This is a genomic window from Pseudoalteromonas atlantica, assembly GCA_007988745.1.
Classification (GTDB): domain Bacteria; phylum Pseudomonadota; class Gammaproteobacteria; order Enterobacterales; family Alteromonadaceae; genus Pseudoalteromonas; species Pseudoalteromonas atlantica.
This window is the reverse complement of the sequence record BJUT01000001.1, coordinates 354,710-368,207: the sequence shown is the minus strand read 5'-3', so window position 1 is coordinate 368,207 and position 13,498 is coordinate 354,710. Positions and strand designations below refer to the sequence as shown.

Annotated in this window: 13 protein-coding genes; 7 read left to right on the top strand and 6 right to left on the bottom strand. The window is 42.4% G+C overall.

The window, feature by feature from the left end; genetic code table 11:
* Positions 1–2: 2 nt before the first annotated feature.
* The 4 genes from PAT01_RS01615 to bioA form a co-directional block, all read right to left on the bottom strand.
* A complete protein-coding gene (locus PAT01_RS01615) occupies positions 3–1,502 on the bottom strand; it encodes an ABC transporter permease (RefSeq protein WP_154944520.1) in 1,500 nt (499 codons plus the stop codon).
* Positions 1,503–2,543, bottom strand: a complete 1,041-nt coding sequence (locus PAT01_RS01610; protein ID WP_154944518.1) for an extracellular solute-binding protein — start codon at positions 2,541–2,543, stop codon at positions 1,503–1,505.
* Positions 2,544–3,356, bottom strand: a complete 813-nt coding sequence (locus PAT01_RS01605; RefSeq protein WP_004586641.1) for a hypothetical protein — start codon at positions 3,354–3,356, stop codon at positions 2,544–2,546.
* A 163-nt stretch (positions 3,357–3,519) separates the two neighbouring features.
* The gene (gene bioA / locus PAT01_RS01600; RefSeq protein ID WP_154944516.1) at positions 3,520–4,821 is read right to left on the bottom strand and encodes an adenosylmethionine--8-amino-7-oxononanoate transaminase; all 1,302 of its coding nucleotides are present in this window, start codon (positions 4,819–4,821) and stop codon (positions 3,520–3,522) included.
* A 92-nt stretch (positions 4,822–4,913) separates the two neighbouring features.
* Here bioA and bioB point away from each other — a divergent pair, with 92 nt between their 5' ends.
* The 6 genes from bioB to htpX all read left to right on the top strand — a co-directional run bounded on the left by bioB (position 4,914) and on the right by htpX (position 11,539).
* On the top strand, positions 4,914–5,954 hold the full coding sequence (gene bioB / locus PAT01_RS01595; RefSeq protein WP_154944514.1) for a biotin synthase BioB: 1,041 nt from the start codon (positions 4,914–4,916) through the stop codon (positions 5,952–5,954).
* Between the two features lie 11 nt (positions 5,955–5,965).
* On the top strand, positions 5,966–7,123 hold the full coding sequence (locus PAT01_RS01590) for an aminotransferase class I/II-fold pyridoxal phosphate-dependent enzyme (RefSeq protein WP_154944512.1): 1,158 nt from the start codon (positions 5,966–5,968) through the stop codon (positions 7,121–7,123).
* Positions 7,120–8,016: a methyltransferase domain-containing protein gene (locus PAT01_RS01585; protein WP_154944510.1), complete on the top strand. Its 897-nt coding sequence runs from the start codon at positions 7,120–7,122 to the stop codon at positions 8,014–8,016. The genes PAT01_RS01590 and PAT01_RS01585 overlap by 4 nt, the downstream gene beginning before the upstream one ends.
* 29 nt (positions 8,017–8,045) lie before the next feature.
* Positions 8,046–8,729 carry a dethiobiotin synthase gene (bioD, locus tag PAT01_RS01580; protein WP_154944509.1) on the top strand — a complete coding sequence of 228 codons (684 nt, stop codon included), beginning with the start codon at positions 8,046–8,048 and terminating at the stop codon, positions 8,727–8,729.
* Between the two features lie 145 nt (positions 8,730–8,874).
* On the top strand, positions 8,875–10,446 hold the full coding sequence (locus PAT01_RS01575) for an FAD-dependent oxidoreductase (RefSeq protein ID WP_154944507.1): 1,572 nt from the start codon (positions 8,875–8,877) through the stop codon (positions 10,444–10,446).
* 229 nt (positions 10,447–10,675) lie between these two features.
* Positions 10,676–11,539, top strand: coding sequence for a protease HtpX (htpX, locus tag PAT01_RS01570; RefSeq protein WP_024033579.1), 864 nt, complete (start codon positions 10,676–10,678; stop codon positions 11,537–11,539).
* 82 nt (positions 11,540–11,621) lie between these two features.
* Here htpX and gloA read toward each other — a convergent pair whose 3' ends face one another.
* Both gloA and PAT01_RS01560 read right to left on the bottom strand, forming a co-directional pair.
* Positions 11,622–12,149 carry a lactoylglutathione lyase gene (gene gloA / locus PAT01_RS01565; RefSeq protein WP_024033580.1) on the bottom strand — a complete coding sequence of 176 codons (528 nt, stop codon included), beginning with the start codon at positions 12,147–12,149 and terminating at the stop codon, positions 11,622–11,624.
* Positions 12,150–12,263: 114 nt separating this feature from the next.
* The gene (locus PAT01_RS01560) at positions 12,264–12,647 is read right to left on the bottom strand and encodes a hypothetical protein (protein WP_154944505.1); all 384 of its coding nucleotides are present in this window, start codon (positions 12,645–12,647) and stop codon (positions 12,264–12,266) included.
* A gap of 308 nt (positions 12,648–12,955) precedes the next feature.
* Between PAT01_RS01560 and PAT01_RS01555 the strand changes: the two genes are divergently transcribed.
* Complete coding sequence (locus tag PAT01_RS01555; protein ID WP_096041721.1) at positions 12,956–13,465, top strand: DUF421 domain-containing protein; 510 nt, start codon at positions 12,956–12,958, stop codon at positions 13,463–13,465.
* The last annotated feature ends 33 nt before the right edge of the window (positions 13,466–13,498 follow it).

Below are 13,498 nucleotides of genomic sequence, written 5' to 3'. Positions count from 1 at the left end.
CCTCAATGTTCGAGTTGGTTACGTTTTTCGCCAGACATCATAATAGCTAAGCCACAGGCAGAAATCACCACTAACAATAAACCGGGAATGGCAGCACGGCCAAAGTAACCGGCTTCGTACACACGCCATAAATAGGTTGAAAGGGTTTCAAACCCGGTTGGGCCTAGCAATAGCGTTGCTTCAAGCTCGCGCATTGATTCTAAAAATACCAATGCAGCACCGGCAATAATACCACGCATTGTTAGCGGCAGGGTAATGCGAGTAAAGGCTTCACGCGGGCTTGCACCTAATACGCGCGCCGACTTTATTAAGCTTTGATCTAAATGCTCTGTACTGGTGCGAATAGAGCCAACGGCAAGCGGTAAAAATCGTAGCATGTAAGCAATAATCAGAAGCGCTAATGTTTGATATAAAAACGGGAGTTGCAAGCCGCCATATACCAGCGCGGTACCCATCACAATGCCAGGAATACCAAAACCAAAATAGGTAACACGCTCCATTATTCTGCCGGCTTTTCCGCTTAATGCGGCATGAGCAACAGGAATAGCCACAATAACCGCCACTATGGCTGCAATGGCTGAGGCGTACGCTGAGTTCCACGCTATGCTAAAGTCAAAATTGCTGTAACCATCGCGTGCTAACCAAACAAAAAATATCGCCAGCGGTAAACCAATAGCTAACAATAAAATAGGGCCAAACGCAGCAACCATTGCGGTTATTTGCCATTTAGTTGGAAATAAAACCAGCGGGCGACCGTGTCGTTCAGAGGCGGTTTTTATTTGTGATTCTATTAAAAGTAAAAAGCCAACAATAACCATTAATTGCAGCGACAACATTGCCGCGCGCCCTAATGCAAACGCATTGTATTCTACGTAAATTACCCGGGTAAAGGTATCTAGGCGCATCATTGCGGGTGTACCAAAGTCCGAAAGTGTATACAGCGCCACTAATAATGAGCCCGCTGCAATACCGTTAACTACACGGGGTAAAATTACTTTAAACACACTTTGTGTCATCGACATACCCAAGGTACGCGCTGCATTTACCATGCTGGCATCTAAACTGAGCAGGGACGAGCGTGTGGTCATCATTACAAAAGGGAAGGTATACAAGGTCATTACAATAGCTGCACCGCTTAACCCGTACATGGGTGGGGTTTCAAAGCCTAGTAGGTTATTTATTTCACCCCCTGGGCCAAACGCAGCGTACAAAGTAAATGCGCCAATATAACTTGGAATAGCCAAGGGCGCGGCAAAAATCACCAGCCATATTTTTTTAAAAGGCAAATGCACATAAGCACTTATAAAAGCCAGTGGTACCCCAATCAGAATTGAGCCTAATACGGTTAAGCCCATTAGCGATAACGTATTGCCCAGTATTTTTAAATTATGACTGTCAAAAAGGGTACTGGAGTCGCTAGCAAGGGTAATTAAAATATAAACAGGGGTAATCGTAATGAGCGCTGCAAGCAGCGCCATTGGGTAAGAAGCAGGTATTCGCATTTATAAAACGCCGTTGTTGCGCATCAAGTTGATGGTGGGGCGTAAATCCGCAAGTTGAGTTAAATCAACCTTTGGTGGAGATATGTCACTCAGCGACGGTAAGCCTGCGGGTTGAGTAATGCCATTAACAAGCGGTATTTCATACGCTTCTCGGGCTAAATAACCTTGTACTTCTTCGCTTAATAAGTAACGCATAAAATTAGTAGCAAGTGGGTCATCGTTTAACGTTAAAATACCCGAGGCATTGACTAAACAACCTGCATCTTGCTCGGTAAAGGCTAAGTCTAATTTAGCATCTGGTTTACCCGATTTAAGACGCAGCGTGTAGTAGTGATTAGCAAAACCAATATCTACTTCACCACGTTCTACCGCCATTACAACACCGAGTTCACCGGCGTATGTTTTAGCACGCTTTTTAACTTTTTTAAGCCATTTAGCGGTTTTATCATCGCCTTCTAAAATACGCATAGCGGTAACAAACGATTGAAACGATGCATAAGCAGGCGCCCAACCAATTGATAAATCGCTATCTGCAATCTCCATTATGCTTGTTGGAATTTGATCTTTAGTTAGACGCGATGTGTTATACGGCAAGGTTCTGATCCGACCGGTAACCGGCGCCCATCGATCGTATCTAAATTGCGGTTGTAACTGTGCAGATAAATCACTCGGTAGGGGCTTTGCAAGGCCTGCATCGGTAACTAGGCCAATAGCGCCTGAGTCAACCGCCCAAAATAAATCGGCGCGGCGTACACCTGCCTTTGCCTCTGCCACAATAGTATTGGCCAGTGCAGCAGTCGGGCCGCGGCGAATAGCTAAGTTAAAGTCAGGATTTTTTTTCTGAATCGCTTGTAATACATTTTCATACAAACCACCTTCACCACGGCCTAGGTATAAGGTTAAATCACCTTTAAGCTTTGGTAAATTATCAACAGAAACTGGGTTTGCTATATCGGCAGCTAGTGCGCGAGAAAGGGGCAGTGGCAAAGCGCCAACAACCCCTAACGCAGCTAGGCCTTGTATAAAGGTCCTACGCTTCACTTAAAAAACATCCTTACGCGACTTCTCCGCTTTTTCTATTAGCGTTTTAGCGCGGTCTAATTTAGTGTGCATATCACTTACCACGTCACGTACTTCATCAACGCTTTTAGCGCTTTTAATTGTTTGCGGTAGTGTTACGTTAAAATCTTTTTCCAGCACTTCTACTAGTTTTGCATCTTGTTCGATAAGCGTACCTTCTACGCCTTCAAAAAGGTGTAAATACGTATCGTGAACAATTTCAGTGGCTTCTTCGTTTAAGCGCTCTGCAAATTTAGCAACAACACGGTCAAGCTTGTGCTTGATTTCGTCAATGGTGGCACTTTGGGTCATGCCTTCTGTAGCAGTGGCTTTAACTGTATCAAGTAAGCCTTTTTGCTGGAATTTTGCCGCAAGCTTAACAGCACCAAGACCTTGCCACAAGGCTATGTTCATGGCTTTTTGTTGATTGCGCACTTCTTGGGCAGGCTTGTTGTTATCAATAGCCATTTTTACACCATAAATGCCTTGCCAAATTGAGGCATATACAGGCACAAAGTTAGTTTCAATGGCGCTGTGAAACTTAACCGACTCCCAATATTCAATTAAATCGTCGCTGTTTACAGCCTTTGCACCGCTTTTGCTGTAGTCAGTTACCATGGTGTCTACTTTACCAACCATCCATTCAACTTCTTCTGAATAGTCTTTAATGTTTTCTTGTAAATGGTTTACGTGCTCACCAATTGGGCCGTTAGCTAGCGCCGGTTGCGTTACAAAAGCAGAAGCTAACAATAAGCTTGCACCTAATGTTTTTACAGATTTAGAAAGGTGTTTCATAGTAAAGAGTCCGAAAAGGTAATTGTAAATGATAGACATTATCATATCCGTAATATTTACTAAAATCAATATAACAAATACGTCAATGCAAAGCTCAAAACCTGAGCAAAATTAATACCTAACAGGCAAATAATGACTATGCCTCTTAGGTATAATTTAACGCTTAGCAGTAATGCTTACCTGCAATTGCAGTGTAAATGGCATCACATAAGGTGTTTATACTGGCTGAGTCACTTATATACGGGGGCATTAGGTAAATAAGTTTACCAAAGGGTCTAATCCATACGCCTTGCTCTACAAAAAAGGCTTGAATTTTAGCAACATCTACATTGCCAGCAGCATCAGTTAGCTCTACAACACCTATTGCGCCTAAGGTACGCACATTGGCTACCGCATCTAATTCATTGCACTTTTTAAGCTGTTGTAGTTGAGTGTTTATATCCCTAATGCGTTGTTGCCAATCCTGCGCTAAAAGTAAATCTATACTGGCGCACGCAACTGCACAGGCAAGCGGGTTGCCCATAAATGTAGGTCCGTGCATCAAAACGCCGGCTTCACCTTCGCTAATACCCGTTGCTATTTTATCACTGGTTAGTGTAGCCGAAAGGGTCATTGAGCCACCGGTAAGGGCTTTACCAATACATAAAATATCAGGCTCTATATTAGCGTGCTCTACAGCAAATAATTTACCCGTGCGGCCAAACCCTGTGGCTATTTCATCGCAAATTAGTAAAACATTATATTGTGTGCATAATTTACGAACGCAGGCTAAATACGCGGGGTTGTAAAAGTTCATACCGCCGGCGTTTTGCACTATGGGCTCAATAATAAAGGCGGCTACCTCGTGGTGGTGTGTTTTAAAGTATTGTTCAAGCGTTTGGGCTTCTGCTTGGTTAAACTCGCCATCAAATTTACTCACAGGAGCGGGTACAAACACATGCTCTGGTAAAAAACCTTTATACAAACTGTGCATAGAATTAACCGGATCGCACACGCTCATAGCGGCAAATGTATCACCATGATAACCCTTATACGGCGTCATTAATTTTTGCTTGTGTGTAAACCCTTGGCTTAACCAATATTGCAGCGCCATTTTAATCGCTACTTCTACACTTACCGAGCCGCTATCGGCTAAAAACACCTTAGTTAAACTTTTTGGGGTAATTGTAATAAGCCTTTTACACAGCTCTACCGCGCTATTATGGGTAATGCCGCCAAACATTACATGGCTCATACTGTTAATTTGTTCAATCATGGCGTTATTTAATACCGGATGATTATAGCCATGAATTGCGCTCCACCACGAGGCCATGCCATCAATGAGTTGCTCGCCGGTTTCTAGGTAAATTAAATTATGATTTGCATGAGTAACAGGGTAAACCGGGATAGGCTGTGTCATTGATGTATAAGGGTGCCAAATATGGTCACGATCAAAATCAAGGTCAATCGCTTGTTTTTTATTCATATGTAAACTTTAACGTGGTGGGTTTCGTTGACAATGGTACTTCAAGACGTAGACTAATCCAACATCACCACTGAGAAAAATAAGAGACTACTATGGAACTTGCACCTGTTCGCCACGATTGGACCCACGCCCAAGTAAAGGCATTATTTGAAATGCCATTTAACGATTTATTATTTAAAGCGGCATCGGTTCATCGCGCTAACTTTAATCCTAACGAAGTACAAATATCTACTTTATTATCCATTAAAACAGGGGCTTGCCCAGAGGATTGTAAATACTGTCCGCAATCGGGGCATTATAAAACCGACTTAGAGCGCGAGCGCCTACTAGAAGTAGAAAAAGTGGTAGAGCAAGCACGCCTAGCTAAACAAAAAGGCGCAACCCGTTTTTGTATGGGCGCAGCATGGTCAGATCCAAAAGACAGAGACATGCCGTATATTTCTAAAATGGTAAAAGAAGTAAAAGAACTTGGCCTAGAAACCTGTATGACACTTGGTAAACTTACCAACGAAAAAGCACATGAGCTAAGTAGCGCAGGGCTTGATTACTACAATCATAACCTTGACACTTCGCCTGAATATTACGAGCAAATTATATCAACGCGTACCTTTGAAGACAGGTTAAATACCATAGATCACGTACGCGATGCCGGCATGAAAGTATGCTCAGGCGGAATAGTCGGTATGGGCGAGCAAGCAAGCGACCGTTACGGTTTATTAATGCAGCTGGCAAATTTACCACAACAACCAGAAAGCGTACCTATTAATATGCTGGTAAAAGTAAAAGGCACACCGCTTGAAAACGTAGACGATTTAGAGCATTTTGAATTTATACGTACCATAGCTACCGCCCGTATTATGATGCCACACAGCTATGTGCGTTTATCGGCAGGGCGCAGCGCCATGAACGAGCAAATGCAATCAATGTGCTTTTTTGCAGGCGCTAACTCAATATTTTATGGTGATAAGCTACTCACTACCGAAAACCCAGAGGCTGATGCCGACATGAAGCTAATTAAAAAATTAGGCATGAACCCAGAAAAACACCAAGACTACTCAGACGAAGCCGTTGCCGCATCGCTGTCATCGCAAGTGGCCGATAAAGCAACATCAGCCTTATTTTACGAAGCCTAAGCTTACCTTTTATGCCATTTGAATATTTAAATACGCATTTGCAGCAACAACAGCAACATGCGTTATTACGTATACGCCATGTGGTGCAGCGCGCTACAGCACGTACCATTACGGTAAATAACGCAACGTACCTTAATTTTGCCAGTAATGATTACCTAGGCTTTGGTGATTGCAGTATTAACCTTGAGCAAAACAACGTACTCGGTAGCCACAGCTCACCTTTAGTTACTGGGTATCAGGCGCAGCAACAACAGCTAGAGCAATATTTATGTAGCGCGCTTGGCTACGAAGCTGGCATGTTGTTTAACTCGGGGTTTAGTGCAAATAGCAGTGTAATTAAAGCGCTGTTTAACGATAAAAACGCTGCGCAAAACAGTGCAATTTTTCAAGATAAGCTAAACCACGCTAGCTTGATTGACGGCGCAATGCACTCAAATGCCGCATTGATCTGCTTTAACCATAACGATTTAAAGCATTTACATTCGCGGCTCGAAAAATCAAAAGCACACAATAAGCTAATTATTAGCGAAGGGGTGTTTTCGATGGATGGCGACACCGCACCCATAAAAGAGCTGCTTGCTTTAGCTAAAGAGCACAATGCCTGGCTTATGATTGACGATGCACATGGTTTTGGCGCCCTAGGTAAAACCGGTTTAGGTAGCTGTGAGGCATTATTAGATGAAGGCTTAGCACTTCCCGATATACTGGTTATTACTTTTGGAAAAGCAGTAGCAAGCAGCGGAGCCTGTGTATTAGCAAATAACGAATTTATTAATTACATGCTGCAGTTTAACCGCGACTACACGTATTCAACCGCTATGTCGCCGCTTATGGCAGCACTTACGCTTACGCGCTTGCAAGCCATTAAATGTGCAGATGTTAAACGCGAGCAGCTTAGTAGTAACATTGCTTTTTTTAAGCAGCTTTGTAAACAACACGCCATTGCAGTAATGGAGTCAAACACCGCTATTCAGCCCATTGTACTTGGCTGCGCCGAACAAACGTTACACGCAGCACAAAGGCTTAAACAGCAGGGTATTTGGCTAACCGCTATTCGCCCACCTACGGTTGCGCACAATACCGCGCGGTTACGTGTAACCTTAACAGCGGCGCATACCCATGCAGATATAACAGCCCTTGTTGAGCACTTAAAAGGCGCAATAGCATGATTGCGCAGGCTTTAGCTCATACCCACAGTAAGCAAGCTTTAAATAAAAAGCCCGCGCTTTTACCTATAAATGGGGCTCCACAAAATAGTGCGCTTATACAAAGTGCTGAGCAAGTACGCCCTCATACAGCGCTTAAAAAGGGGGCGAGTGATAAGTTTTCTAAAGCAGCTGAGCAATACAACAGCCATGCCAATGTACAAAAACAGGCAGCAAGCGATTTATTTAAATTAATAAACTCCCAGCCTTACAACCAAAGTAAATGCTGTGTAGATTTAGGAGCTGGCCCACTGGTTAATACCTCGCAGCTAAGCAAACAATACGGCCAAGTAATCGCAATAGATTTAAGCTTAAACATGCTTAAAAGCGCTGCATTAACTAACCCAAAAATTTGCGCCGATATGGATAACCTGCCGCTACAAGCCAACAGTATTGACGCTATATTTAGTAACTTTGCAGTGCAGTGGTCGGCTAATTTTGAAAAATTAATGCATACGCTTTATAAAAGCTTAAAGCCTGGCGGGCAGGCTTATATAAGCACAGTGGTTGCGGGTTCGCTTAACGAAATTAAAACAGCGTTTGCAGCGCTTGATAACCGTAGCCATATAAATACCTTTAATACACACACTTATATAAACCAGTCGGTCAAAAAGGCAGGGTTTAGTATTAATAGCTCGCAAAAAGTAATTTATACCGATTGTTATTCAAGCCCGTTAAAAGCCATTAAATCTATTAAAGCCATTGGTGCTACAACGCAAAATCATGCTAATTCACGCCAAGGGTTATTAACGAAGTCGGCGCTACAACGGGTATGCAATGCGTATCCGCTGTTAAACAATCAAGCGTGTGTATCTTACCATGTGGTATTGTTATCATTACAAAAAAGCCATGAGTAGCTAATACTAAAATTAATCAAGGCAGTAAAATGAAAGAATTTTTTATTACCGGTACCGACACCGACGCCGGAAAAACCCACGTGACTAGTTTGCTATTAAAGCTACTTGCCCAACATAAAAAAAACGCAATTGGCTTTAAGCCACTTGCCGCAGGCTGCGAAATGGCGTTTGATCAGCTAGTTAATGCTGATGCACTAATGCTAATGGAAAGCGCCACGGTCAGTGCCAAATACGATGTAATAAATCCCTTTGCCTTTGCGCCGCCTATTGCGCCGCACATAGCCGCAGAGCAAGTAGGGGTTAATATTACGCTCGATAAACTAAGCACAGCGTACTCAACACTTAAACAACAAGGTGCCGATTACCACCTAACCGAAGGCGCTGGTGGCTGGGCACTGCCAATTAATAATACCGATTATTTATACGACTGGGTTAAGGCCGAGCAACTACCCGTAATTTTAGTAGTAGGCATGAAACTAGGCTGCTTAAACCATTCTTTACTCACCGCTGCCCATATGCAAAGTTTAGGCATTAACTGTGTAGGCTGGATTGCCAACCAAGTAGACCCAAATATGGACGAATACCAAGCTAACCTTGATTCGTTAAAGGCACGCTTGCCATTTCCTATTTTGGCTATAAGCCCATACAGCGAGCAAACCCCTAAACTGCAAATATACAAAACCTTGCTTAATACCCTCAATATACAGAGCTAATTGTGGCTGCTTTGCGTTTTTAAATGCAAAGCAGTTTTTATATTAAATACATGAGCTTATTAATTGTATTTGCGCCTTGAAAATACCCCCTTTAGTACACATATTACAAGTTAAAGCTATTGTTACTAAGGAAATAAACCGCTACATGACGCACCCATACATTAAACGCTTCGCTCAAAACACACAGGTAATGGGTGAACCCGAGGTAAAGCCAAGTGCTCAGCCTAAAACCCGTGTGGGCATTTTAGGTGGCGGCACAGCAGGGGCAACAATAGCTATTCGATTGGCAGCGCTAGGGATTCATACCACTATTTTTGAGAAAAAAAAGTCACTTATAGATGGCCCACCTATGTGCCATTTACACGCCGGTGGTAATTTATACCGTGAAATACCAGACGAAGACTGCATAGATTTACTCAAACAATGTATTGATATTTTACGCCTATACCCCTACACCATAGACGTACGCCCAACCGTGTTTGCAGTGCCAACGCGCGATGACGACTCACCCGATGATTTACTACCACGATTAAATAAAATCACCAACGCGTATAAAGAGTTAGTTGAGCAAGACCCTAACAACAAAGTACTTGGTGAGCCCGACAATTACTACCAGCTGTATAGTCATGAACAAATGATAGCGCTGAGTAAAAAAGAGCAGGTTAGTGAGCCTAAAACGCTAGATGAGTGGATGATCCCCGTTGCTAAGCACCTAAACTTAAACAAAGTAAAATACCCGCTAATTGTTGCTCAAGAATACGGGTGGAATATATTTAGGTTATCGGCCAGCGCCCAACTTGCGCTTGCCCAGTACGAACACGCTAATGTACTTACCAGCACAGAGGTAAAGCAAGTTAGCCAAGCTGAGCAAACCAGCGCCAATAACCAATCGCCAACCTGGAAAATTGAATACCAAAACAACCAAAGCGACTCTACGCAAACAGTAGAGGTAGACTACCTTATTAATGCTTGCGGCTTTCAAACCGGTATTGTAGATGACATGGTAGGCGTAGAGGCCAAGCGTATGGTCGAATTTAAAGCCTCTTACATTACGCATTGGCAAGGCGCAGGCGGGCAAATTCCAGAAATTATTATTTATGGTAACCGTGGCACGCCAGAGGGCATGGCACAGCTAACGCCTTATCCTAATGGCTATTATCAAATTCATGGTATGACCAACTCAATTACCTTGTTTAACGATGGTCTAGCCGATACCAACGAGCACAGTGCACAGCCGCAATTGCCAGCTAAATACTTAAATTACATAAACAATGGGTGGGATCAGCAGGTACTAAAAGCACGTAGTCAAAAAGCCATTGATTATGTAGCCGAGTTTGTTCCGGCATTTAAAAACGCCAACACGCAAAACAATGCCTTGTTTGGTGGCCAGCAAATCCCAGGAGAAGACGACACCTTGCGCGTCGCAGATGTTAGCTTATATTCGCATATTAGCTACGCACGTGCAGAAAACGTAAAAGCGTCATCTACCTTAATCGCTGCCGATGAAATAGTGGCTGAATTTACAAAACTTGGCTTAATAAGCGACGATGCGCACATAAATGAGCATCGTACTCATCACCAGTGGACGTATCTTCAACAACACAACCATGCAGATATAACCAAGGTTGCACAATTACTCGCAAAAGAGCGCGGTTTTCCTACAGATATGGCAACAATTAATAATTGCATTACAAGTAGCGGCATAACCAGCAACTAATTGTTTTTATTGGCGTAACGAGGTTTAATAACTGCGTTACGCCACACTTTACTTTCTATTTAAACTCCTCAAAAAATTTATTAATAAACCTGCAAATAACCCTTGCGTTATGACATAGTTTGTCACAGAATAGCCTCAACGCCATGACATAGTGTGTCATAGCGTACTGATTGCTTTAACCTAATTTAATTTTATGTTCGGTGATCAAACCTATTTTTGTGAGGACAATATGAAACGTATATTTTTGTTTTTATTAACTAACCTAGCGGTTATGTTGGTATTAGGTGTAGTGCTTTCAATAATAATGAGCGCGCTGGGTTTAAGCCATCGTAGCCTTGGCGGAATATTACTTATAGCCTCTGTATTTGGCTTTGGTGGCTCGTTTATTTCGTTATTTATGTCTAAGTGGATTGCTAAAAAATCAACGGGCGCACAGGTAATTACTCAACCGCGCAACGAAACCGAGCACTGGCTTGTACAAACGGTATCAGCACAAGCGCAAAAAGCAGGTATAAAAATGCCTGAAGTAGCAATTTACGACAGCCCAGAAATGAACGCCTTTGCTACCGGCCCAAGTAAAAACAACTCGCTGGTGGCGGTAAGCACAGGTTTATTACATAACATGAATCAAGACCAAGCCGAGGCCGTACTTGCCCACGAGGTATCGCACGTTGCTAATGGCGACATGGTAACGCTTACGCTAATACAAGGCGTGGTAAATACCTTTGTAATATTTGCCGCAAAAGTACTGGCAGGCATAGTTGATAACTTTTTAAATGGCGATGAAGAAGAGGGCGGTAGTAGCTGGTCTTACTTTTTATTCGACATGTTATTCCAAGTTGTATTTGGTGTGCTTGCAAGCATAGTGGTAGCAAGTTACAGCCGTAAGCGTGAATTTGCAGCCGACAGCGGCGCAGCTAAATTGGTAGGTGCAGACAAAATGCGCTCAGCGCTTGAGCGATTAAAGCAAAACCACCCGTCGCAACTACAAGGCTCAATGATGGCCTTTGGTATTGCAAGTGGTAAAGGGATGGCTGAACTGTTTTCATCTCACCCACCGCTAGATGCGCGAATAGACGCCCTGCGTAAATAAGCTAACCCTTATTTAAAAACACAAAAGCCAGCTAATTAGCTGGCTTTTTAGTGTGTGTTAACCGGTTTATCAAGGGTTAAAGTTATTTACCAAAAATAATATCGGTAATGCCTTCAGGTGAAAGTATTTCTATCCAGTAGCCGTCAGGGTCTTTTATAAATGCTAGACCCTTCATTGAGCCATCATCTGGCTTTTTAACAAATTCTACATCGTACTTTGCAAAGCGCTCACTGGCAGCGTATACATCTGGAACGCTAATGCCAATATGGCCAAAGCCTTTAGGCTCTTGGTTACCGCTGTGGTAGCCCTCAAAGCTATCGTCGTCTTCTGTACCCCAGTTATGGGTAAGCTCAATTAGTGCAGGGCGACCAAATACCCATTTAGCTTTGGTTTTATCATCACCTTGCGGCTGCTCTGGCTCGTACCCTAAAAAGTACAGCGTAAACTTCATTTCAGGAAAGTCATACTTACCTAACAGCTTCATACCTAATACATTTTGATAAAACTCGAGCGACGGTTTGGGATCTTTAATACGCAACATAGTTTGCTGCATCACATAGCCTTTAGTGGCCTGTTCAATTTGCTCTGGCGATTCGTTATAGCTAGACATGGTAATCCTTTGTATAAATTAAGAAGCGAAAACTTAGATATAATGCTTAAGTTATCATAATCAACCATCGTCTAAATTTAAACTGCCCTGAGCATAAAAGAGTGATGCAAATAGTCAGTGAAGCTTAATATCATTTATCATTAATGCGCCCCATGTAGTTTCATCGCTACAGCCATTTATTTCTGAGCTTATAAACATACACCCATACCCATTGGCTTCTGTTTTTTGAATTTCTGTGTAAACACTAGCACCATCATCAGATAACCAAGTAGTGGTGCGTTCACGGCCATAAGGTAATATAAGAGGAATAGGAATGATTGGCGAAATTATAACACCCACCCATTTAAAGCCATCTCCATACTTAACTTGTTTAACGGCGGTGCCTTTAACTGGCTTTTGGCCTGAACTATATGTTTCAACGTGCACTAAATCGTAAGAAACACACCCTTGTACCAGTATTAATACTCCGATAACTATCGCTTTTTTAATTAATTTCAAGATAAATCCCTTTATAACGTTATTGAGCAAAGAAAACTGTTAATTTGTACCTAAAATGATAATCACATTATCCTTTGAAAAAGTAAACTTATAACTCCATATCGGTTACTTTGAATACTTGTGTAATACGTAGGTACCTATGCCGATAAACAAAGTACGATGCTAAGTAAAATTAAGTTTGTAAAACAATTAGCAAAATAAAATAGGGCGCTTTATTCATCGTTATTTAACTATGTGCAATGTAGGGTTTAATTAACTATTGCAGGAACTACTTACAGTAAGTAAATAACGCATATAAAGGAGTAACTATGTTTTTTGATGATATGCAGGGCTTAATACGCGTACTTATTATTGGCGTGCTGGGTTATGTAGCGCTGGTGTTTTGGCTGCGTATATCGGGTAAGCGTACGCTTTCTAAATGGAACGTGTTTGATTTTATTGTCACTATTGCGCTGGGCTCTATTTTAGCCTCGGTGATCATTACAAAAAGCGTTGCGCTGCTAGAGGGCATGCTCGCGTTTGTTGTGTTAATAGGGCTGCAATATTTTATTACGTGGCTAAGTGTGCGCTCATCTAAATTTGCTTCGCTTATAAAAGCAGAGCCTACGCTATTGCTGAGTAATGGTGAATATTGTACGGCGGCGCTTAAATCGCAGCGGGTAACTAAATCAGAAATTCGCGCTGCCATTCGTGGTGCGGGTATATTAGCCATAGAAGATGTAGCCGCTGTAGTGTTAGAAACCGACGGCAGTTTTAGCGTACTTAAACAAAATAACAGTGGGTTAAAAACCGCGTTAAGTGATGTAAGCGAGCAATAAAGTAAGGCGCTAGTACTTATACTTATATTTATA

Bases quoted from the DNA above. Each gene is read 5' to 3' on its own strand.
- PAT01_RS01615 (WP_154944520.1), bottom strand. From the start codon at position 1,502: ATGCGAATACCTGCTTCTTACCCAATGGCGCTGCTTGCAGCGCTCATT.
- PAT01_RS01605 (WP_004586641.1), bottom strand. From the start codon at position 3,356: ATGAAACACCTTTCTAAATCTGTAAAAACATTAGGTGCAAGCTTATTG.
- bioA (WP_154944516.1), bottom strand. From the start codon at position 4,821: ATGAATAAAAAACAAGCGATTGACCTTGATTTTGATCGTGACCATATT.
- bioB (WP_154944514.1), top strand. From the start codon at position 4,914: ATGGAACTTGCACCTGTTCGCCACGATTGGACCCACGCCCAAGTAAAG.
- PAT01_RS01590 (WP_154944512.1), top strand. From the start codon at position 5,966: ATGCCATTTGAATATTTAAATACGCATTTGCAGCAACAACAGCAACAT.
- PAT01_RS01585 (WP_154944510.1), top strand. From the start codon at position 7,120: ATGATTGCGCAGGCTTTAGCTCATACCCACAGTAAGCAAGCTTTAAAT.
- bioD (WP_154944509.1), top strand. From the start codon at position 8,046: ATGAAAGAATTTTTTATTACCGGTACCGACACCGACGCCGGAAAAACC.
- PAT01_RS01575 (WP_154944507.1), top strand. From the start codon at position 8,875: ATGACGCACCCATACATTAAACGCTTCGCTCAAAACACACAGGTAATG.
- htpX (WP_024033579.1), top strand. From the start codon at position 10,676: ATGAAACGTATATTTTTGTTTTTATTAACTAACCTAGCGGTTATGTTG.
- gloA (WP_024033580.1), bottom strand. From the start codon at position 12,149: ATGTCTAGCTATAACGAATCGCCAGAGCAAATTGAACAGGCCACTAAA.
- PAT01_RS01555 (WP_096041721.1), top strand. From the start codon at position 12,956: ATGTTTTTTGATGATATGCAGGGCTTAATACGCGTACTTATTATTGGC.